This is a genomic window from Rickettsia endosymbiont of Halotydeus destructor (assembly GCF_049278075.1).
In the GTDB taxonomy this organism is placed as follows: domain Bacteria; phylum Pseudomonadota; class Alphaproteobacteria; order Rickettsiales; family Rickettsiaceae; genus Rickettsia.
Window position 1 is genome coordinate 397,756 of record NZ_JAPNPB010000001.1, and the last position, 18,936, is coordinate 416,691.

An 18,936-nucleotide genomic window follows, 5' to 3' on the forward strand; every position below is an offset into this window, starting at 1 on the left:
TAGATCTTTTGCTAATAAAGACTTTTAGTCTTTGACTTTATCGAATAGATTGTTTATTTTGTGTTTTGTTAAAAGTATTTAAGTGGAAGTAATTTATGATTCAGATGCAAAGCATCTTAGATGTTGCGGATAATTCCGGTGCTAAAAAAGTTATGTGTATTAAAGTCTTAGGAGGTTCTCATCATATGGTAGCTAAACTTGGTGATGTTATCGTAGTTTCGATTAAGGTAGCTATACCTGGAGGAAAAGTTAAAAAAGGTGATGTATACAAAGGATTAATAGTTAGAACTAGAAAAGGAGTTGGAAGAGCTGACGGTAGTACAATAAAATTTGATAAAAATGCAATAGTACTTTTAAATAAGCAAGGTGAGCCTATAGGTACTAGAGTTTTCGGTCCTGTAACTAGAGAATTAAGAGCTAAAAAATTTGTTAGAATAATGTCGCTTGCAGAGGAAGTATTATAAATGATTAAGTTAAAAGTTAAAAAAGGTGATGAAGTTATCGTTATTACTGGAAAATACAAAGGGAAAAAAGGAAAAATACTAAAGGTTTTTCCTGAAGATAATAAAATTATCGTTTCTGGTATAAATTTGGTGAAAAAACATACCAAACCAAGCCAAGTAAGTGAGGGTGGAATAATAACTAAAGAATTACCTATACATATCTCGAATGTCGCTCATATCGATCCTAAAACCGGTCAATCTACAAAAGTAGGTTTTAAAATTTTAGCAGACGGTTCTAAAGTAAGGGTGGCGAAAAAATCAGGAGAGATTATCGGTAAGGAAGGTAAATAATGTTATTAAGATTTAAAGAGTTATATACTCAAGAAATTATAAAAAATTTGCAAAAAGAATTTTCTTATAAAAATAAACATGAAATACCGGAAATAAAAAAAATCGTTATAAATATGGGGGTAGGTGCTGCGGTAGCCGACTCTAAAGTAATGAATAACGTTGTTAATGACTTAACTTTAATTTCTGGACAAAAGCCTGTTGTAACGTTAGCAAGAAAATCTATAGCAACTTTTAAGCTTCGTGAAGGAATGAAAATAGGGTGTAAAGTTACTTTACGTAAAGATAGAATGTATGATTTTCTCGAAAGATTAGTAATTGTAGCGCTGCCGCGTGTTAAAGAGTTTAGAGGCTTTTCCTATAAAAGTTTTGATGGGAAGGGGAATTTTACTTTTGGATTAAAGGAGCAAATAGTTTTTCCTGAAATTAACTATGATAAAATTGACGTAATAAGGGGTATGGATATTACTATTGTTACAACAGCTAAAAACGATAAAGAGGGTAAATTATTACTTTCGGGCTTTAATTTACCTTTTTATAATTAATTTTTAGGATATGTAAATGGCAAAATTAAGTTCTATAAAAAAAAATGAAAGAAGAAAAAAAATTTCACAAAGTTTGTATAGTAAGCGTACAAAATTAAAAAACAAAATTTACGATAAAAATATCTCGTTAGAAGAGCGTTTTTCACTAGTTATAACTCTTGCTCAATTACCAAGAAATTCAGCTGCTATTAGAGTAAGAAATAGATGTGAATTAACAGGGAGACCAAGAGGTGTGAGCAAAAAATTTGGTATTTCAAGAAATATGTTGAGAGTTTTAGCTGGTAAAGGTTTGGTACCTGGGGTAATTAAGGCAAGTTGGTAAGAATTAAGGGGTATATAATATGTCAATGAGTGATAACGTAGCAGATATGTTAACTAGAATTAGAAACGCTTATAAAAGTAAATTAATAAGCGTTTATCTTCCTAGTTCAAAAATGAAATGTGCAATTTTAGACGTGCTACAAAAAGAAGGATATATAAAAGAGTATAGAATTACTCAAGAAAATAATATTAGCCATATTGAAGTAGATTTAAAATATTCTAGCAAGGGTGAGGCTTCTATACGTGAAGTTCATAAAGTTTCTACCCCTGGAAGAAGGGTATATTCAGCAATCAAGGATTTAAAAGGATACTATAATAATATGGGTATTTATATTCTTTCTACTTCGCATGGAGTAATGTCAGATAGAGAAGCTCATATTCAAAATGTTGGCGGTGAAGTAATTTGTAAAGTGTTTTAAGGTAAAAAAATGTCACGTGTTGGAAAATTACCGATTATTGTACCGGAAGGAGTAAAGATTGGCTTAGAAGGGTTAGAGGTGAATGTGTCGGGACCCAAAGGTCAATTATCGAAAGCTTTTAAAGGAAATATAGAAATTTTATTAGAAGATAATAAAATTTTAGTAAAGCCATTAGCTCAAAATAAAAGTGCTCGTTCTATGTGGGGTACTACAAGAAGTATAATATCTGGTATGGTTAAAGGGGTAAAAGAAGGTTTTAAGTTAGAGCTGGAAATTAATGGCGTCGGTTATAGGGCTATGGTGAAAGGAGATTATTTAAATCTAATGCTTGCCAAAAGTCATAATACAAAAATTGAAATACCTAAAAATATCAAGGTTGATGTTCCTAAACAAAATATAATTATTTTAGAAGGAGTTGATAAAGAAAAATTAGGTCAATTTGCAGCCATTATTATAAAACAAAGGCCGCCTGAGCCTTATAAAGGTAAAGGCATTAAGTTTAAAGGTCAGTATATACCAAGAAAAGAAGGCAAGAAAAATTAAAATTTAAGAGTTAAATATGCATAGTGCGAAACTTAAGTTTAAAAGAAGGCAAAGTAGAGTAAGATATAAAATATCTAAATTGTCTAATAGACCTAGATTATCTATTTTTAAATCAGGAAGGCATATATACGCTCAATTAATTGATGACTCAAAATCAATAACGATTGCTTCTGCTTCAACTTTAGACGAAAAAATTAAAAAATTAAAAAAATCTAATTGCAATGTAGATAACGCTACCAAAATTGGTGAATTAATAGCCGAAAAAGCTATTTTAAAAGGAATAGAAGAGGTTGTGTTTGATCGAGGCGGATATAAATACCACGGTGTTATAAAAGCTCTAGCTGATGCAGCAAGGAAAAAATTAAGATTTTAGGTTAAGGTTATTATAAATGTCTAAAGTTAAAAAAAACGAAGAAGCTGTAAGTGAAACTTTAGTTGACGTAAATAGGGTTACTAAAGTAGTGAAAGGTGGACGAAGATTTTCTTTTTCTGCATGTGTAGTTGCTGGGGATCGAGCAGGTAAGGTAGGTTATGGTCACGGTAAAGCAAAAGAAGTGACCGAAGCAAGAGGAAAGGCAACTCAAGAAGCTAGAAGAAAAATGGTAAAGATACCTCTTTATCAAAATAGAACAATTCATCATGATGTTATAGGGAAAAGTGGAGCTGCTAAAGTAATTTTAAGAAGGGCAAAAGCAGGTACGGGCGTTATTGCCGGTGGTGCTATGAGGGCAATTTTTGATTCTTTAGGAGTACATGATATTGTTGCTAAGTCGTTAGGTTCTAGTAATGTATATGCGATGATTGCAGCAACATTTGATGCCTTGAATAAACTTTCTTCTCCCAAAACTATTGGGCTAAGAAGAGATAAAAAAATAAACGAAGTATCAATAAAAGCTACTGATCTTCAAATAAATGAATAAAATTGTTTAATAATATCATACTGTAAATGCTAGAAGGTTTGAGGGTGATTAAGAAACTATGAGTAATACAAAAGAAAAAAAATTAACCGAAGCACAATTTAAAGTTACTCAAATTAAAAGTAGTATAGGTCGTAAATATGATCAAAAACAAACTTTAATTGGACTTGGTTTAAATAAAATTGGTAGAGTTGTTATTGTTGAAGCTACTAACTCAATCAAAGGCATGCTTAAAAAAGTTGAGCATTTATTAAAAATAGAAAATATTAATTAGAGTCTCAAAATGAAATTAAACGAATTATATAATAATTTTGGTTCTAAAAAAAATAGAAAAAGAGTAGGACGCGGTATCGGAAGCGGAAAAGGCAAAACTTGCGGAAGAGGTGTGAAGGGTCAAAAATCTAGGTCAGGTGTGGCAATAAAAGGTTTTGAAGGGGGGCAAACTCCTATAATAAAAAGGTTGCCAAAAAGAGGTTTTAATTCTTTGTCGCCTAAAAAATATAATATCGTAAATATTTACGATATTGAAGCTTTATTATTAGAAGGCCGTTTGAACGAAACGGAAGTAATTACTAAAGAAAAATTAGTAGAGGTCGGATTAATTAAAAATAGTAAAGCACTAGTTAAATTATTATCGGTCAGTAGCGAAGATTTTGCTGCTCCTCTATCATTTAAGCTAGACTCCTATTCTGCTAAAACTAAAGAATTGATTGAAAAAGCCGGCGGGCAGACATTATAATTTATGAATTCATCTTCTTCAAAAAAGACTGGCAATGATCTTGTTAATCGTATTATTTTTACGGTTTTAGTTCTTGTAGTATGCAGATTTGGATCGTTTATACCTATTGCAGGTATTGATTCAGTAGTTTTGAATAGTGTTGCTGAGCAAAATCAATCTGGCATACTTGGTATGTTTAATATGTTATCGGGCGGTTCTTTGGGTAGAATGTCTATTTTTGCTTTAGCGGTTATGCCTTATATAACTGCTTCGATCATTATTCAATTGATGTCGGTAGCTTATAAGCCTTTAGAGAATTTAAAAAAAGAAGGTGAAGTAGGAAAAAGAAAAGTCAATCAACTATCAAGATATTTAACAGTTGTATTAGCTTCTTTTCAAGCTTATGGAGTAGCTATAGGTTTAGAATCGATAATCACTGCTACCGGACCGGTAGTAACTATATCAGGTGTTTTTTTTAAAGTTACTACGGTAATTACCTTAGTTGTTGGAACAATGTTTTTGATGTGGCTCGGAGAGCAGATCACTTCTCGAGGTATAGGAAACGGTACTTCTCTAATTATATTTATCGGTATAATTTCAGGCGTACCCAGTGCTATTATAAATATGTTTGAATTATCTCGTAAAGGAGCTCTATCGCCGTTAGTAGGAATAACTGTTTGTATAGGCGTAGTTATACTAATAGCGATAATAATTTTTTTTGAAAAAGCGCAGAGAAAATTATTAGTTCAATACCCTAAAAGGCAAGTAGGAAATAAGATTTATGGCGGAGAAGCAACGCATATGCCGCTCAAGCTTAATACTGCGGGAGTGATCCCTCCTATATTCGCTAGTTCGATTTTGTTATTTCCTGCGACTCTTGCAAATTTCTCTACTAATAATTCAGAAATTATGGGAAGGTTAACATATTATCTAGGTCATGGAAAACCTATATATATTTTGTTTTATATTGCTTTAATAATGTTTTTTAGCTTTTTCTATACAGCTATAGTATTTAATTCTGAAGAAACAGCAAATAATTTGAGAAAATACGGTGCTTATCTTCCTGGAAAAAGGCCGGGCAAAAATACGGCGGAATATTTTGATTATATACTCACTAGACTTACGGTTATAGGGGGGGGGTATTTAACTATAATATGTGTTATACCTGAGCTATTAATGAACAAATATGTAGTGTCACTTTCTTTAGGAGGAACAAGTTTTTTAATTGTAGTAAATGTAGTTCTTGATACATTTACCCAAATTCAAACTCACTTATTTAGTAGTAAATATGAAGGGTTAATGAAAAAAGTAAAATTAAAAAATTAAAAATGGACGAGAAGTGATAATAATTCTTATAGGTCCACCAGGCGCAGGAAAAGGAACTCAAGGAAAGAAATTAGCTGAGAAATGTCATTTACCACATATATCAGTCGGAGATATATTTAGAATAATTACTACTTCTGTAAGTGAAGAGAGTAATTTGATTAACAGCTATATAAAACAAGGAAAACTTATTCCTGATAAAATAGTAAATGAAACAATTAAAAATTTTTTATTATCAGATAAGTACAAGAACGGTTATATATTAGATGGATATCCTCGTAATTTAGAACAAGCAAAATTTTTTAAAACTATTGTTGAGCAGCAAACAAAAACTATCTACTTTAATATTTCTAACGAAGCAGTGGTTAAAAGAATCTTGGGTAGATATAGCTGCAAAAATTGTGGCAAAATATATAATGATTATTTTTTTAAGCCTAAAGTTGAAAATATTTGTGATAACTGTGGTTTAAGCGTGTTTATTCATAGAAAAGACGATAATGAAGAAACTATAAAAAAAAGAATAGAAGAGTATAAAATTGAAACATCTCCATTAATAAACTATTATAAAAATAATGGAGAGTTTTATATGATCGATGCGAGTAGAAAAGAAGAAGAAATAGAAAATGAATTAGATAAAATATTAAAAACAAATTGACTTTATAAAAGATTTTTATATTATTTTTTTAGTCATTAGTGAAATTTTGGAGATTATTTGTGGCAAGAATTGCGAGCGTTAACATCCCGGACAATAAACGTCTAGTAATAAGTTTAACGTATATTTACGGACTTGGTAATACTATTGCAAAAGAAATTTGTGATAAGACAAAAATTCCGGAAAGTAAAAAAGTTAAAGATTTAAATGATCAAGAACTTATCAGCTTACGTAATATTATTGAAAAAGAATATAAAGTGGAAGGGGATTTAAGACGAGAAGTTAACCTGAACATTAAAAAGAAAAAAGATATAAGATGCTTTCAAGGTCTTAGGCATATACGCAAATTGCCAGTTAGAGGGCAAAATACTCATTCTAATGCTCGTACTAGAAAAGGAAAAGCCGTGGCAATTGCCGGTAAGAAAAAAGCCGTAAAATAATAGAGTAAAATATAAGATGAATCAGATTAAAGTTAAGAAAAAAAAGAAAACAATTACACTTGGTATTGCGCATATACAAGCAACGTTTAATAATACTATCATCACTTTTACTGATGTTCAAGGTAATGCAATATCTTCATCATCGGCAGGAAGAAGCGGCTTTAAAGGTGCTAGGAAAGCAACCCCTTATGCTGCACAAATAACTGCGGATAAAGCTTCTGAAGAAGCAAAAGAATATGGGCTTAAAACTATTTCTATTAGAATTCAAGGGCCGGGAGCACAGCGTGAATCGGCAATGCGCGCTTTGTTTGGGCAAAATTTTGTAATTACATCAATTTTAGATGTTTCAGCCGTTGCACATAATGGAGTAAGGGCGCCAAAAAGAAGAAGAGTATAAGAGAGATATAGGTATAGAATGTTATCGCTAAGTAAAAATTGGAACTCTTTAATAAAGCCACATAAAGTAGCTTATCAAAGCTCTCCTGAAACTAACAATATTGCAAAAATTATAGTTGAGCCATTAGAGAGAAGCTTTGGTTTAACTCTAGGTAATGCTATGAGAAGAGTTTTGCTTTCTTCGTTACAGGGAGCAGCTATAACCTCTATAAAAATTCCTGGAGTAGTGCATGAATTTTCTTCTGTTCCCGGAATAAAAGAAGATTTAGTTGACATAGTTTTAAATATTAAGGCTATAGCGATAAAAATGCATGTAGCAGAGAAAAAAGTTGTAAAATTAAAAGTTTTGGGCCCGTGTGTAGTGACGGCCGGAATGATTGAAACAGGTCATGACGTAGAAATATTAAATCCAGAACATGTAATTTGTAATTTAGCTAAAGGTAAACAGCTAGAAATGGAATTAACCTGTAGAGTTGGAAAAGGCTATGTAACTAGTATAGGTAATAACGAAGAGAATTTACCTATCGGAGAAATTGCTATAGATGCTTTATTTAGTCCTGTAAAAAGAGTTACTTATAGAGTTGAAAATACTAGAGTTGCTCAGGTTACTGATTACGACAAATTAATTATGATAGTAGAAACTAAAGGAGATGTTTCTCCAGAGATGGCTATAGGTTTAGCTGCTCGTATTTTACAAGAGCAATTGCAACCTTTTATTTCTTTTGAAGAGCAAGAAGAAGATAAGCAAGATAAATCAGAATCTTTACCTTTTTCACCTTATTTACTTAAAAAGATAGAGGAGCTAGAATTATCCGTTCGCTCACAAAATTGTTTACAAAATGAAAATATAGTTTATATCGGTGATCTTGTTAAAAAAACAGAAGCTGAAATGCTGAAAACACCAAATTTCGGTAGGAAATCTTTAAATGAAATTAAAGAGATATTATTAAAATTTAATTTAAAATTTGGTATGGATTTACCTGACTGGCCACCAGAAAATATACAAGAGTTATCTAAACGATACGAGGACTTCTATTAATTTTTAAGGCTAAATTTAGGATATATAACACAAATGCGACATAAAATTAAAGGTAGAAAGCTCAATAAAACTAGTAGTCACAGACAAGCAATGTTTGCTAATATGGCTGTAGCGCTTGTTATGCATGAGCAAATACAAACAACGTTACCAAAAGCTAAAGAATTAAGACCTTATATAGAAGCTTTAGTAACTAAAGCTAAAAATAATAATCTTATAGCTCGAAGAAGCGTATTATCTAAGATAAAAGATAAAGTTGCAGTAGAAAAGCTTATTACTGTCTTAGGAAAAAGGTATAGTGACCGTCCGGGAGGATATACTAGAATAATAAAAGCTGGTTTTCGTTACGGTGATTTAGCACCGATAGCTTATATTGAGTTTGTTGATAGAGATATCAAGGCTAAAGGAAACTTAAATAATCAAGAGCTTGATACTAAAGAAAAGATTAAAAAATAAGTAATAAATTTGTACAGGGATTAAGATGGCTAATCATTCTTCAGCAAAAAAAGCTGCAAGGCAAACTATAAAAAAAACTTTAATTAATAAAAAAAGAGCAAGCGCAATAAAAACTTATATTAAAAAAGTTCTACATGAAATTAATCAAGGTTCAAAAGATAATGCTAACCTTGCTTTTGTTACGGCGCAATCTAAAATAATGAAAGGAGTGAAAAAAAATATTATTAAATTGAATACTGCTTCACGAAAAATTAGTCAATTATCTCAAAGAATTAAACAAATGTCTCAAAAAGAGGCTTAACCGCATAATTATTTTTCGAGATTTGTTAGCTAATTGAAAATAATGATCTAACTCTTAAATTCTTAATTTTTTTATTAAACAATATCAATATTAACTTGGTTATTTATTAAAACTAGCACATATTTTGCTTATAATTAAGGGCGATTAGCTCAGTTGGTAGAGTATCTCGTTTACACCGAGAGTGTCGGCGGTTCGAGTCCGTCATCGCCCACCATTCGCCATTTTCTGACAAATTCACGAAGATATCAAACGGCGGACGCAAGCAATAATCAGGCTCTTCGGCGTTTAAAGAAAGGTTAGATAACATTAAATCTTTCTAGTAATTCTTCTTTAAATTAACCTCAACTCATTATTTATATTTCTAGTTAAGTTTCTATTGCATTCTTAAAACTCCTTATTAAATTCTATTATTTTTAATAAAATATTAAAAATAATAGAATTTAATAAGGATATAATTATGTTTTTACAACAGCTTCAAACTTCACAAGAAACAACGTCAATAAAAACACCGAATGAAAGATTAATAGAATTTTTAATTTTAAATAAAAAAGGCTTAGTAATAGAAGCCTGTAGTTTAAGAGAAGATGCTACGACGCTTAGTCTTAGAAAAAAGAACATGAGTGATACTGAAATAATAGAAATAGCTGAAATGCTTAAAGTTAATTCTACTCTTAGAACTCTTGATCTTGGGTGTAATGAAATAGGCGATATAGGAGCGAAAAAATAACTGAAATGCTTAAAGTTAATTCTACTCTCACATCGCTTAATCTTTCCTACAACAACATAAGCGAGAATGGAGCAAAGGAAATAACTGCAGCACTTAAAGACAATTCTACTCTTACATCACTTTATCTTTACTGTAACAACATAGGCGAGAATGGAGCAAAGGAAATAGCTGCAGCACTTAAAGATAATTCTACTCTTACATCACTTTATCTTTACTGTAACAACATAGGCGAGAATGGAGCAAAGGAAATAGCGGCAGCACTTAAAGTTAATTCTACTCTTAGAACTCTTGATCTTTATGATACCAACATAGGCGAGAATGGAGCAAAGGAAATAGCGGCAGCACTTAAAGTTAATTCTACTCTTACATCGCTTAATCTCAACTGTAACAACATAGGCGAGAACGGAGCAAATGAAATAGCTGAAATGCTTAAAGATAATTCTACTCTTACATCGCTTTCTCTTTATGATACCAACATAGGCAAGAATGGAGCAAAGAAAATAGCTGCAGCACTTAAAGATAACTCTACTCTTAGAACGCTTGATCTTGGAGATAATAAAATATATGACAGCGGAGCAAAAGAATTAATTGAAATGCTTGAAGATAATTATACTCTTACAGAGTTTAACCGTTTTCGCAACCAAATAAGCAAAAACAATATAGAGCTTATTAATAGTTATGTAAAAAGAAACAAGCGTATAGATGATCTTGTAAAAGAAAAAATTACTGCAAAGACTATAGTTTTAGAAAAAGACTTAAAAATAGAATGGCAGACTGAATTAAACGCGCAGATACGCATTGAAAAACTTACTACATTTGAGAATATAGTAGCAAAAATGTCAGCTAAATTAAAAGATGACATTAATATTGGCAAAAAAGATAAAGATATAATACAAAACAGCCTAAAGAAAATAATAAATAAGGTACAAAAGATTATCCGATAAAACTGATATAAAAAAGGTAACGGAGAGTGTAAAAGAACTTATAAGCGATAAAATTACTAAAGCAAAAATTGCAGTCGTGGAAGAGGATTTAATTGAAATGATAGAACAACAAAGTAAGCCAAGCTATGATGTTACCGTAAATAAAGCAGAAGAAATAATTTACGATAATAATGAGCTTTTTTTAACCGGGTTAAGCTTAGAGAATGATCAAACACCAACAGCAGGTTGATATCATGTTAGGTAACGAATAAAAGTCCTATTTTAAATTTTTATACTGCTTGTGAATTTTGTTGCATAATAAAGCTGCACTTATTACTGTCTTTTTTTATAGTAGAGGTTAGCAAATTGTACACTAACCTCTATAAATTCTAAAAGGCTTTCAAGGCCTTTTAGAATTTCTTCAAAAATCTGTACGCTTTTTTATTAGCTTTCCGACTTAATTTTTGCTCAATATAATTCTCTTTCGAGCCGTATAGAGTTTCTGTACAACTAATTAAAAGAATCCTAAATTAATTATTGTATTAAATACCCTTAAGATAAAAATAATTTAAATTTTATTTGTAGAGTCTAGGTTCAGTGAACAAAATTTAAATTAATCTATTTTAGTTCTTTTTTGCTGCAAATTATAAGATTTTTTTGAAATATGAATCACTATTCCTACAAAAATCTTATTAATTTTCGCTAAAAAATATCTTAAAATATAAATAACTTAAATTTTGTTCACAGAACCTAGTTAATTTTTGAGAAAATGTAATCTTTACTTTAAGTTTGACCAAATACGATTTTTGGCAATATAAAATAATATGGTAAATATTACCAGGAACATCATTACTTTGAGCCCCATCGATTTACGATGTTCCATTTCCGGCTCTGCTGCCCATTGTAGGAATATCGCAACGTCTCTGGTCATTTGCTCGATGGTGGCAGGAGTGCTGTCTATATAAGTTACCTGTCCATTTGTGAGCGGCGGCGGCATAGCGATTTGGTCATTAGCAAAATATGGATTATAGTTTAGCCCAGGCATTAATTTAAAGTCAGCAGGCGCATCAGCATAACCAGTAAGCAATGAATATAAATAATCCGCTCCGTCATGACGAGCTTTAATAATCAGCGACAAATCCGGCGGGTGAGCACCATTATTTGCAGCCCTTGCCGCTTGCTCATTTGGATAAGGTTCTACAAAACGATCAGACGGCAAAGCAGGTCTATCAAACATTTCACCTTCATCATTAGGCCCGTCCTTGACAGTATAACCCTTGGCTATTTCTTTTATTTCCTCCTCGGAAAAACCTATATCCTTCAAATTTCGATAGGATAAATTATGTAGACCGTGACAAACACTACAAACTTCTTTATAGACCTGAAAGCCCCGTTGTGCTGCCTCGCGGTCAACACTACCAAACACCCCTCCAAACGGCCAGCTCATCTTTTTCGGCGGTAAAGCTTCGTTGGCAAGTGTTAGAGTGGAAATCAAGAATAATATAAAAAAACAAGAAAATAATTTATTGTACATATATCATCATTTTTATAAGCGTTATTGCATGGATTTAGTTCTCGATGTCATTCCTGCTCCCCGTATGTCATTCCCGCGTAGGCGGGAATCTAGAAAATACTTATAATCGTCATTGCGAGGAGCGTAGAGACGCGGCAATCTTTCTAAAATTTCATGAGATTGCTTCGCTCGCAATGACGTGAGAGATTAGCTGAAATTGCCATGCCATGACTACGTTTCTCCAATGACGGAGGTAGAAAAGTCTGGATTCCCGCCTACGCGGGAATGACATAGACCATGCTTTTATTATCCACGCGGACAATACCTTTAGCTAGGAATGACATACTGCTACTTTCTCATATTCAAAATCTCGGCCACTTCAAGAGCTGCATAGGTGAATATGCTACTTGCTCCTGCGCGTTTAAAGCTTATTAACGATTCTAATAAAGCTTTATGCCAGTCCAAGGCTCCCGCTTGGGCGGCAAATTTTAGCATAGCATACTCACCACTAACCTGATAGGCAAAAATTTTAGTATTAAAATTATTGGTGGCTTCTCGAATGACATCCAAAAATGGCATACCCGGTTTGATCATTACCATATCCGCTCCTTCAGCTATATCATGTTCTATTTCAAGCATTGCCTCTTTTATATTGCGAATATCCATCTGATAGCTGGACTTATCTAAATAATTCTTTTTATTACTCCCTAATCCATCTCGAAAAGGACCGTAAAAGCTTGAAGCATATTTAGCGGCGTAAGCAAGAATATTAACATTGATAAAACCTTCATGATCCAAATACTCCCTGATAGCCATAATACGCCCGTCCATCATATCGGAAGGCGCAACAACATCTGCGCCGGCTTTAGCAAGAACCAGAGCCTGATTACATAAAGCTTTAACAGATTTGTCGTTATCGACTTCATCGTGATGAATAATACCGTCATGACCGCTAAGAGTATAAGGGTCTAACGCAACATCACATATTATACCGATATCGATATTAGCGTTTCTAATACTGCGTATTGTGCGGCAAATTAGATTATCCAGATTATAAGCCTCATCAGCATTATCACTTTTTAGTTTTTCATCAATACAAGGAAATAAAGCAATAGCTTTAATACCTAACTCCGCTGCTTGTTTAGCAGTTTCTATAACCTGGTCAATAGATAAGCGGTATATATCGGGCATAGTTTTAATTTCCTGCCTTTGATTATGCCCCTCAACAACAAATAACGGCAAGATTAAATCATTTACCGTTAAATGATTCTCTGCTAACAGTTCACGCAGCCAATAGGTTTTTCTATTTCTTCTTAAGCGTACTAATGGATACATAGATTTAAGCTCTTTTATTTTTAATTATACTAATAAGATCGCTTACTAATTTCAATAGTTTATTAGGCTCTTGTAATTTTTTATCAAGAATATTATAATGCCTTAATTTTTTAATAAATAATTAATTTCTAAAGTAAGTGTCATGCCTAAGAAAAATAATAAAAAACAAATTCAACCTAATACCAATCAAACTAGTAGCTATTCAGTAAAAGCTGACACACAATTTTTAAAAGAAGCAATAAAGTTTTTAACAACAGATGCTGTTAATAGGACAAATTTAATTAGTGTGGCTATAGACAGTAAGAATTTACAAATATTTGAATTGTTTGAGAAGAATAATGGCAAACTAACAGCAAGAGAAGCTTTTGAAGCATCAAAATATGTTATAGCTAATGATAGAGTAGATATTTTAAAATATTTTATGGAAACATTAAAGTTAGATTTTGGTAAATTTCAAAAAAATCAACTTTAACACCTATTTTTCACTTATCTGTAGTATATGAAGCTAAAAAGTGTATTGCGTATCTTCTTGATAAGAAATATGACATAAATGAGTTAGATAAGGATAAATGTAAACCAATAGAGGCTGCTATAGTATTTAAGCATACAGAAATTGTTAAATTGCTTATACAAAAAGGAGCCGAAATTGATTTATCCGTAATGTGTAAATTAGCAATAACATATAATAAAAATGAAGCATTAAAATTAATAAATTTTATGCCTGATAAATTGCAAAGTTTTTTCCTTTCTTTAAATTATTCCAATATTATAGGTGATATCGTTGTAGATGAAAATATATCTAATGGTTTAAAAAAGCAGACGGAATCGTTTCGACAAGGTTTAGTATATATAACAGAACAAGCTAAAGTTAGAGAAAACTATTATAAACTTATATTAGGTAAAGAATATCATTTACTTTCTAAGGTAATAAGAGAACAACAAGAATTTGTTAATAATAAAATTTTTCAATTAAACTCTGCAACTTATGATAATGATACTAAAGAAGAAATTATAGAGAACGTATTATACGTAATTTCGGAAGCAATTAATATTCATAAAATCTTTAAGTTTAACACAAGAAAAAAATTAGAAGATTCTATTATAGAAATTTTAGAAAAAAATAAAAAATTCTCAAAATATTTTTCAGAAAAATTAGTATCATTTTGTCTTAATTTAATGAAAGAGACTCATAATACAGGAAAATATTTAGAATCTATAAAATATGCTAAACTAATTGAAGAAAATTTAGAGGTAATAGAGGTTTGGTCAGAAAAGAATAAATCAAATTTTTTAAGAGAGCTAGGATTGGTTTATTCTAATTCTGACTTTTTAAAAGGATTGGATTATTTGTCTAAAGCAGAGTTGTTAGCATCTGACGATAATATAGTAATAAATAAATATAATATTTATCTTGATCATTTGAAGGATTACAATGCAGCGTTTGTAGAAGCAGAAAAAATAACTGATAGCGATCTTAAACTTTTAACAATAATGTTTACTTATAAAAAAATTTTGATTCCACAAAATATATCAGCTTTTAACGATATATTATTGAAATATAATTTTGATAAGTTATCTCCTGAAGAATTTAAAAATGATACTTCTAAGACTAAGATATATTATTCTATACAAGCACAAATACATCAAAATGCCGAAGAACATCAATTAGCTCGTAACATATACGATAAACAATTGGATCAAGCTATAGTTAACAATAAAACAATTTGGTTTTATGAAGTAATGTATGACTATTTATTGTCATTTCTTGATCAAAAAGACTGGAGTAATGGATGCAAATTTTTAAGCAAAATATACAAAAAGTATCCTAACATTTTAAATACTCATAATATTTTAGCATTAAAAGCTTTAGAGTTCTTTTTTTTCAATCAAGACGAGAAATATTTAGCCAAGAGTGATGAAATTTTAGCGAATATTAAAAAGGAAATGTTGAGTGATGAAAAATGGACAAATTTTATTCAAGAAGCTTACTTGGACAAGTTATATAGTACATGGAATAATCAAAAAACAAAAGAAAATTTGCCTATTTATATAAAAAATATAAAAGGATTATATGAATATTCTTTAAATAATTCTAATATCTCTGCTGAGAATATTGAAAAACTCTCAAATTTATTAAAGTTTGGAACGGTAATACAAAATTTAATAAAATCTTCGAATTTATCTACCGATCGAAATCTTGATGATTCTACACATATAGAGAAGCCACACGAGAAAGAAATAGAAATAATAGAAAGTTCTATTTCCAATATAATACTACAAGAGCCGTTTATGAGAGCTTTACCTAAAGCACCAAAAATAGGTTTTGAAAGCATAGAAGAACTGATAAAAGCAGAAGATTATGTAACCCTTGCACAGCATCAAAAACAAGTTTTTAATTATTTTAAATTCAAAAAAGCAGAATTACAACAACAACAAATACAAGAATTCTTTGGTATTAAAAAATCAATTTTATGGCATGCTGAGGAAGGCGAGTTTAGCTCAGAATCAGAGGAAGTCGTCAAAATAAATAGTAAAAAAAATCTTTATGCTGTAATTGATCCTAAATTAAGCAATACGCTCGACCCTATAACTCATGATATATTTGTTAAAGCTTTACATAAGGAAGAGGTTGACAGAGCAAAAGGCCTCTCAGGCATAAAATATTTTTTTAGTGATTCTATAGCAGAATTAAAATCACTTAGTTTAGATCTTAGATTATATGCCAGTAAGACATATTATAACGGTAAGAATGAATTAATAGTGTTTAATAAAGCAGGAAATCATGACGCTATATCTAGAGTCGCACACGAAAAAATGCAGCATATAGACGTAAGCGGGTATGATGATCCAGTATCGGTTACTGGGGATTATTCATTAAACATTGAGTAATAAGGAATTCAATAAAAACTTTTAGGATCGATATCGATTTTAACAAGACAACTTGCTGGAATTTTAATTAAGCTTAACCAGAATTTTAAATATTTTTGGAGATTGAATTTTTTATCAGCTACAACGAGGATTCGAAAGCGATATTTGCCGGCAAGTTTTGACATTAAAGAGCTAGCTGGTCCTAGAATTTTTGCCCTAGTATTTGGGGCAATTCTTACTAAATTTTTAGCTATTGCAAGTATTTTATGCTCATCGGTACCGGATAAAATTATCGAAGCCATTTTCGTAAAGGGCGGCATATCTGCGGTTTTTCTTGTTTGCAATTCATACTGAAAAAATGCCTCTTCATCTGAGTTAATAATATGACTAAAAATCATATTATCAGGATAATAGCTTTGCATTAATACGATGCCTTTTGCTTCACCTCTTCCTGCTCTACCTCCTACTTGATGGAGTAACTGATACGTTCGCTCGCTTGAACGTAAGTCAGCGTTACTACTCCCAAGATCGGCATCAATTACACCGACTAGAGTAAGATTCGGGAAATGATAACCTTTAGTAATCATCTGTGTTCCTATCAGAATATCAATTTCTGAATACTCCATTTTATGAAGCAGGTCGGCTATCTTTTCCGGCTTCCCTAAATGGTCTTTACTGATTACGGCAATTCTACCATTCGGAAAAAGGGATTTTGTTTCTTCTTCTATTCGCTCTATTCCAGGCCCGCAGATTGTCAGCGCTTCATCTTCCTTACATTCCGGACAATTCGTCGGGATTCTGCTCGTATAACCGCAATGATGACATTCAAGTTTTTTAGTTCTTTTATGCACGACTAACCAAGCTGAGCAAGATTTACAAGTAAAGCGATGACCGCAAAGCTTGCAGAGCATTAAAGGGGCATAACCTCGGCGATTAAGAAATAGCAGGGTTTGCTTATTATTTTTTAAATTTTCAGCAATAGCAGTTATTAAAGGCTTAGATAAATAAGAGTTTTTTGACAAATCCTCCTTTTTCATATTAATTATTTCTATTGTTGGCATAGCAGCATCTTTATACCGAGAAGCCAAAATAATTAACTGATATTTTCCTTGCTCTACATTATATATTGTTTCGATAGAAGGAGTAGCGGAGCATAAAATAATTTGTGCCTTGTCAAGTCCTGCTCTTATTACCGCCGTATCCCGTGCATTATATAATATGCCGTCATCTTGCTTATAAGAATCATCATGCTCCTCATCAACAACTATTAAACCGAGGTTTTTATACGGCAAAAAAAGGCTACTACGTGCTCCTATTATTATTTTGACTTTATCGCTTAATATCCCTCTTAAAATCGCTTTCTTTTTAGCTTTGGATACTCCGGAATTCCACACCACCGGCTCAAAACCGAAACGCTCAGTGAAGCGGTTAATAATTTGCATGCTTAAAGCAATTTCCGGCAGCATAACTAGCACCTGTTTACCCTGTTTCAGGTAATCGGTAATTAGATTAAAATAAACTTCCGTCTTACCAGAGCCAGTAACTCCTTTAATTATTATAGGCTTATCGGTTTGCTTTATTAACTTAACTGCCTGGTGCTGTTCGTTAGATAAATCCGGCAACGTAAAATCTGTTTTTATTAACTGTTCTTTAATTTTAATTGGTTTCTCGGCAATATCTATGGGTAGTACTAATTTAGCAATCCCTCCTAATTCACTTAAATAATATTCACTCATCCATTTTATTAATTCTAAAATTTCTGAATTAAGCCTAAAACCCAGCGATATTTTTTCTATTATCGCTTTAAGCTTTGCTTTATCGGAAGTAACATTAAGCTCCCATACTATCCCCGTTATTTCTTTATTTCGAAAAGGCACTGTTACCAAATCACCGATATGTAAATCTAGCTCGAGCGGAACTATATAATCCAATGGAAATAACTTCGGTAGCGGTAATAATATTTTAGCTATTTGCATAATTGGTCATATATTTTATATAGTTACTAAAAATACTATTAGGTACTATATCTTTTTCATGGTACATTATTATATACTATTTTAAATTAATATAGAACTAATTATGATATGTAGAGCAAAACTAGCAAAAGGAGGAAAAGTTTCTATACCTTCTTTATGCCGGAAGTACTTAAATCTAAAAGACGGAGAAGAAATAATTTTTACTCTTAAAGAAGGAGAAGTAATTATATCTCCTTTGAGATTTATTCTAAAAAAAGCTCGTAATACAGTTAATAAATATCATCCTTCTGAAGAAAGCTTAGTAGACAAATTAATCGAGCAGCGCAGAAAAGAGGCTAAAGATGAATAAGGTAATATTTGATGCCTCTACCCTTCTTGCTTTAATAAAAAATGAACCAGTAAAGGTAAATCTAGAAGAGTTTTTAGGCAATGTGATTATGTCAACTGTTAATGTTTCCGAAGTAGCAGCAATTTTATTACAATCAGATATGTCAGAACAGGAATGTAAAGATTCTATCGAACCTTTTATTAATTCTATTATTTCTTTTGACCAAGAACAATCTTTTCTTACAGCTTCTCTTAAGAAAACAACAAAACATAAAGGTCTATCACTTGGAGATAGAGCATGTATTGCTCTTGGCATGAAACTAAACCTGCCTATCTATACTGGTGATAAAGCTTGGAACGATTTAAAAATTATTAATATAAATATTATATTAATAAGATAAGGTTTTTA

Annotated in this window: 27 protein-coding genes and 1 tRNA gene; 25 read left to right on the forward strand and 3 right to left on the reverse strand. The window is 31.5% G+C overall.

Translation table 11 applies throughout. The annotated features are described in order from the left end of the window. Positions 1 to 95 precede the first annotated feature (95 nt). The 21 genes from rplN (at position 96) to OTR29_RS01920 (ending at position 10,758) form a co-directional block, all read left to right on the forward strand. Positions 96 to 464: a 50S ribosomal protein L14 gene (rplN, locus tag OTR29_RS01820; RefSeq protein WP_422228951.1), complete on the forward strand. Its 369-nt coding sequence runs from the start codon at positions 96 to 98 to the stop codon at positions 462 to 464. Next, complete coding sequence (gene rplX, locus OTR29_RS01825) at positions 465 to 794, forward strand: 50S ribosomal protein L24 (protein ID WP_422228952.1); 330 nt, start codon at positions 465 to 467, stop codon at positions 792 to 794. It abuts the gene before it with no gap. Continuing rightward, positions 794 to 1,336, forward strand: a complete 543-nt coding sequence (gene rplE, locus OTR29_RS01830; protein ID WP_341789515.1) for a 50S ribosomal protein L5 — start codon at positions 794 to 796, stop codon at positions 1,334 to 1,336. Before rplX ends, rplE begins: the two co-directional genes overlap by 1 nt. A gap of 16 nt (positions 1,337 to 1,352) precedes the next feature. After that, entirely contained in the window at positions 1,353 to 1,658 is a 306-nt protein-coding gene (gene rpsN / locus OTR29_RS01835; protein ID WP_422228953.1) for a 30S ribosomal protein S14, read from the forward strand. 19 nt (positions 1,659 to 1,677) lie between these two features. Further along, positions 1,678 to 2,076: a 30S ribosomal protein S8 gene (gene rpsH / locus OTR29_RS01840; protein ID WP_422228954.1), complete on the forward strand. Its 399-nt coding sequence runs from the start codon at positions 1,678 to 1,680 to the stop codon at positions 2,074 to 2,076. 9 nt (positions 2,077 to 2,085) lie between these two features. Next, complete coding sequence (gene rplF / locus OTR29_RS01845; RefSeq protein ID WP_422228955.1) at positions 2,086 to 2,619, forward strand: 50S ribosomal protein L6; 534 nt, start codon at positions 2,086 to 2,088, stop codon at positions 2,617 to 2,619. A gap of 16 nt (positions 2,620 to 2,635) precedes the next feature. Continuing rightward, positions 2,636 to 2,992, forward strand: coding sequence for a 50S ribosomal protein L18 (gene rplR / locus OTR29_RS01850; RefSeq protein WP_422228956.1), 357 nt, complete (start codon positions 2,636 to 2,638; stop codon positions 2,990 to 2,992). A gap of 16 nt (positions 2,993 to 3,008) precedes the next feature. Next, positions 3,009 to 3,539, forward strand: coding sequence for a 30S ribosomal protein S5 (gene rpsE, locus OTR29_RS01855; protein WP_422228957.1), 531 nt, complete (start codon positions 3,009 to 3,011; stop codon positions 3,537 to 3,539). Positions 3,540 to 3,597: 58 nt separating this feature from the next. After that, the gene (gene rpmD, locus OTR29_RS01860) at positions 3,598 to 3,810 is read left to right on the forward strand and encodes a 50S ribosomal protein L30 (protein ID WP_422228958.1); all 213 of its coding nucleotides are present in this window, start codon (positions 3,598 to 3,600) and stop codon (positions 3,808 to 3,810) included. A 9-nt stretch (positions 3,811 to 3,819) separates the two neighbouring features. Continuing rightward, entirely contained in the window at positions 3,820 to 4,275 is a 456-nt protein-coding gene (gene rplO, locus OTR29_RS01865; protein ID WP_422228959.1) for a 50S ribosomal protein L15, read from the forward strand. A 3-nt stretch (positions 4,276 to 4,278) separates the two neighbouring features. Continuing rightward, positions 4,279 to 5,580, forward strand: coding sequence for a preprotein translocase subunit SecY (gene secY / locus OTR29_RS01870; protein WP_422228960.1), 1,302 nt, complete (start codon positions 4,279 to 4,281; stop codon positions 5,578 to 5,580). A 13-nt stretch (positions 5,581 to 5,593) separates the two neighbouring features. After that, positions 5,594 to 6,232 (forward strand): adenylate kinase, encoded by a 639-nt coding sequence (locus OTR29_RS01875; protein ID WP_422228961.1) that lies wholly within the window; start codon positions 5,594 to 5,596, stop codon positions 6,230 to 6,232. A 59-nt stretch (positions 6,233 to 6,291) separates the two neighbouring features. Further along, the gene (gene rpsM / locus OTR29_RS01880; RefSeq protein ID WP_422228962.1) at positions 6,292 to 6,669 is read left to right on the forward strand and encodes a 30S ribosomal protein S13; all 378 of its coding nucleotides are present in this window, start codon (positions 6,292 to 6,294) and stop codon (positions 6,667 to 6,669) included. 16 nt (positions 6,670 to 6,685) lie between these two features. Next, complete coding sequence (rpsK, locus tag OTR29_RS01885) at positions 6,686 to 7,066, forward strand: 30S ribosomal protein S11 (RefSeq protein ID WP_422228963.1); 381 nt, start codon at positions 6,686 to 6,688, stop codon at positions 7,064 to 7,066. Between the two features lie 18 nt (positions 7,067 to 7,084). Continuing rightward, the gene (locus OTR29_RS01890; protein ID WP_422228964.1) at positions 7,085 to 8,104 is read left to right on the forward strand and encodes a DNA-directed RNA polymerase subunit alpha; all 1,020 of its coding nucleotides are present in this window, start codon (positions 7,085 to 7,087) and stop codon (positions 8,102 to 8,104) included. A gap of 33 nt (positions 8,105 to 8,137) precedes the next feature. Then, positions 8,138 to 8,557: a 50S ribosomal protein L17 gene (gene rplQ / locus OTR29_RS01895; RefSeq protein WP_422228965.1), complete on the forward strand. Its 420-nt coding sequence runs from the start codon at positions 8,138 to 8,140 to the stop codon at positions 8,555 to 8,557. Positions 8,558 to 8,582: 25 nt separating this feature from the next. Further along, positions 8,583 to 8,858 carry a 30S ribosomal protein S20 gene (rpsT, locus tag OTR29_RS01900; protein ID WP_422228966.1) on the forward strand — a complete coding sequence of 92 codons (276 nt, stop codon included), beginning with the start codon at positions 8,583 to 8,585 and terminating at the stop codon, positions 8,856 to 8,858. A gap of 138 nt (positions 8,859 to 8,996) precedes the next feature. Then, positions 8,997 to 9,072, forward strand: a tRNA-Val gene (locus OTR29_RS01905). Positions 9,073 to 9,315: 243 nt separating this feature from the next. After that, on the forward strand, positions 9,316 to 9,585 hold the full coding sequence (locus tag OTR29_RS01910) for a hypothetical protein (protein WP_422228967.1): 270 nt from the start codon (positions 9,316 to 9,318) through the stop codon (positions 9,583 to 9,585). 5 nt (positions 9,586 to 9,590) lie between these two features. Beyond that, complete coding sequence (locus OTR29_RS01915; protein WP_422228968.1) at positions 9,591 to 10,529, forward strand: leucine-rich repeat domain-containing protein; 939 nt, start codon at positions 9,591 to 9,593, stop codon at positions 10,527 to 10,529. A 97-nt stretch (positions 10,530 to 10,626) separates the two neighbouring features. Continuing rightward, positions 10,627 to 10,758 carry a hypothetical protein gene (locus OTR29_RS01920; RefSeq protein WP_422228969.1) on the forward strand — a complete coding sequence of 44 codons (132 nt, stop codon included), beginning with the start codon at positions 10,627 to 10,629 and terminating at the stop codon, positions 10,756 to 10,758. A gap of 528 nt (positions 10,759 to 11,286) precedes the next feature. Here the strand turns inward: OTR29_RS01920 and OTR29_RS01925 are convergent. Next, positions 11,287 to 12,042, reverse strand: a complete 756-nt coding sequence (locus OTR29_RS01925) for a cytochrome c1 (protein WP_422228970.1) — start codon at positions 12,040 to 12,042, stop codon at positions 11,287 to 11,289. 327 nt (positions 12,043 to 12,369) lie between these two features. Then, positions 12,370 to 13,356, reverse strand: coding sequence for a porphobilinogen synthase (gene hemB / locus OTR29_RS01930; RefSeq protein WP_422228971.1), 987 nt, complete (start codon positions 13,354 to 13,356; stop codon positions 12,370 to 12,372). 142 nt (positions 13,357 to 13,498) lie between these two features. Here hemB and OTR29_RS01935 point away from each other — a divergent pair, with 142 nt between their 5' ends. Together OTR29_RS01935 and OTR29_RS01940 are read left to right on the forward strand one after the other, a co-directional pair. Further along, positions 13,499 to 13,828: a hypothetical protein gene (locus tag OTR29_RS01935; RefSeq protein ID WP_422228972.1), complete on the forward strand. Its 330-nt coding sequence runs from the start codon at positions 13,499 to 13,501 to the stop codon at positions 13,826 to 13,828. A 5-nt stretch (positions 13,829 to 13,833) separates the two neighbouring features. Continuing rightward, positions 13,834 to 16,245 carry a hypothetical protein gene (locus tag OTR29_RS01940; RefSeq protein ID WP_422229061.1) on the forward strand — a complete coding sequence of 804 codons (2,412 nt, stop codon included), beginning with the start codon at positions 13,834 to 13,836 and terminating at the stop codon, positions 16,243 to 16,245. A gap of 8 nt (positions 16,246 to 16,253) precedes the next feature. On the opposite strand, the gene OTR29_RS01945 is transcribed toward OTR29_RS01940, so the two are convergent. Continuing rightward, the gene (locus OTR29_RS01945; RefSeq protein WP_422228973.1) at positions 16,254 to 18,200 is read right to left on the reverse strand and encodes a primosomal protein N'; all 1,947 of its coding nucleotides are present in this window, start codon (positions 18,198 to 18,200) and stop codon (positions 16,254 to 16,256) included. Between the two features lie 103 nt (positions 18,201 to 18,303). On the opposite strand from OTR29_RS01945, the gene OTR29_RS01950 reads away from it, so the two are divergent. Next, entirely contained in the window at positions 18,304 to 18,549 is a 246-nt protein-coding gene (locus OTR29_RS01950; protein ID WP_422228974.1) for an AbrB/MazE/SpoVT family DNA-binding domain-containing protein, read from the forward strand. Continuing rightward, positions 18,542 to 18,928: a type II toxin-antitoxin system VapC family toxin gene (locus OTR29_RS01955; RefSeq protein WP_422228975.1), complete on the forward strand. Its 387-nt coding sequence runs from the start codon at positions 18,542 to 18,544 to the stop codon at positions 18,926 to 18,928. Before OTR29_RS01950 ends, OTR29_RS01955 begins: the two co-directional genes overlap by 8 nt. The last annotated feature ends 8 nt before the right edge of the window (positions 18,929 to 18,936 follow it).

What these genes read in the sequence shown, in the direction of transcription:
- OTR29_RS01915 (WP_422228968.1), top strand. Translation starts at nt 9,591, where the DNA reads ATGCTTAAAGTTAATTCTACTCTCACATCGCTTAATCTTTCCTACAAC.
- rpsK (WP_422228963.1), top strand. Translation starts at nt 6,686, where the DNA reads ATGAATCAGATTAAAGTTAAGAAAAAAAAGAAAACAATTACACTTGGT.
- OTR29_RS01920 (WP_422228969.1), top strand. Translation starts at nt 10,627, where the DNA reads ATGATAGAACAACAAAGTAAGCCAAGCTATGATGTTACCGTAAATAAA.
- rplF (WP_422228955.1), top strand. Translation starts at nt 2,086, where the DNA reads ATGTCACGTGTTGGAAAATTACCGATTATTGTACCGGAAGGAGTAAAG.
- OTR29_RS01910 (WP_422228967.1), top strand. Translation starts at nt 9,316, where the DNA reads ATGTTTTTACAACAGCTTCAAACTTCACAAGAAACAACGTCAATAAAA.
- rplR (WP_422228956.1), top strand. Translation starts at nt 2,636, where the DNA reads ATGCATAGTGCGAAACTTAAGTTTAAAAGAAGGCAAAGTAGAGTAAGA.
- hemB (WP_422228971.1), bottom strand. Translation starts at nt 13,356, where the DNA reads ATGTATCCATTAGTACGCTTAAGAAGAAATAGAAAAACCTATTGGCTG.
- rplX (WP_422228952.1), top strand. Translation starts at nt 465, where the DNA reads ATGATTAAGTTAAAAGTTAAAAAAGGTGATGAAGTTATCGTTATTACT.
- rplE (WP_341789515.1), top strand. Translation starts at nt 794, where the DNA reads ATGTTATTAAGATTTAAAGAGTTATATACTCAAGAAATTATAAAAAAT.
- rplO (WP_422228959.1), top strand. Translation starts at nt 3,820, where the DNA reads ATGAAATTAAACGAATTATATAATAATTTTGGTTCTAAAAAAAATAGA.
- rplQ (WP_422228965.1), top strand. Translation starts at nt 8,138, where the DNA reads ATGCGACATAAAATTAAAGGTAGAAAGCTCAATAAAACTAGTAGTCAC.
- OTR29_RS01955 (WP_422228975.1), top strand. Translation starts at nt 18,542, where the DNA reads ATGAATAAGGTAATATTTGATGCCTCTACCCTTCTTGCTTTAATAAAA.
- OTR29_RS01925 (WP_422228970.1), bottom strand. Translation starts at nt 12,042, where the DNA reads ATGTACAATAAATTATTTTCTTGTTTTTTTATATTATTCTTGATTTCC.
- OTR29_RS01950 (WP_422228974.1), top strand. Translation starts at nt 18,304, where the DNA reads ATGATATGTAGAGCAAAACTAGCAAAAGGAGGAAAAGTTTCTATACCT.
- rpsE (WP_422228957.1), top strand. Translation starts at nt 3,009, where the DNA reads ATGTCTAAAGTTAAAAAAAACGAAGAAGCTGTAAGTGAAACTTTAGTT.
- OTR29_RS01935 (WP_422228972.1), top strand. Translation starts at nt 13,499, where the DNA reads ATGCCTAAGAAAAATAATAAAAAACAAATTCAACCTAATACCAATCAA.
- rpsT (WP_422228966.1), top strand. Translation starts at nt 8,583, where the DNA reads ATGGCTAATCATTCTTCAGCAAAAAAAGCTGCAAGGCAAACTATAAAA.
- rpsH (WP_422228954.1), top strand. Translation starts at nt 1,678, where the DNA reads ATGTCAATGAGTGATAACGTAGCAGATATGTTAACTAGAATTAGAAAC.
- rpmD (WP_422228958.1), top strand. Translation starts at nt 3,598, where the DNA reads ATGAGTAATACAAAAGAAAAAAAATTAACCGAAGCACAATTTAAAGTT.
- rplN (WP_422228951.1), top strand. Translation starts at nt 96, where the DNA reads ATGATTCAGATGCAAAGCATCTTAGATGTTGCGGATAATTCCGGTGCT.
- rpsN (WP_422228953.1), top strand. Translation starts at nt 1,353, where the DNA reads ATGGCAAAATTAAGTTCTATAAAAAAAAATGAAAGAAGAAAAAAAATT.
- secY (WP_422228960.1), top strand. Translation starts at nt 4,279, where the DNA reads ATGAATTCATCTTCTTCAAAAAAGACTGGCAATGATCTTGTTAATCGT.
- OTR29_RS01890 (WP_422228964.1), top strand. Translation starts at nt 7,085, where the DNA reads ATGTTATCGCTAAGTAAAAATTGGAACTCTTTAATAAAGCCACATAAA.
- OTR29_RS01945 (WP_422228973.1), bottom strand. Translation starts at nt 18,200, where the DNA reads ATGCAAATAGCTAAAATATTATTACCGCTACCGAAGTTATTTCCATTG.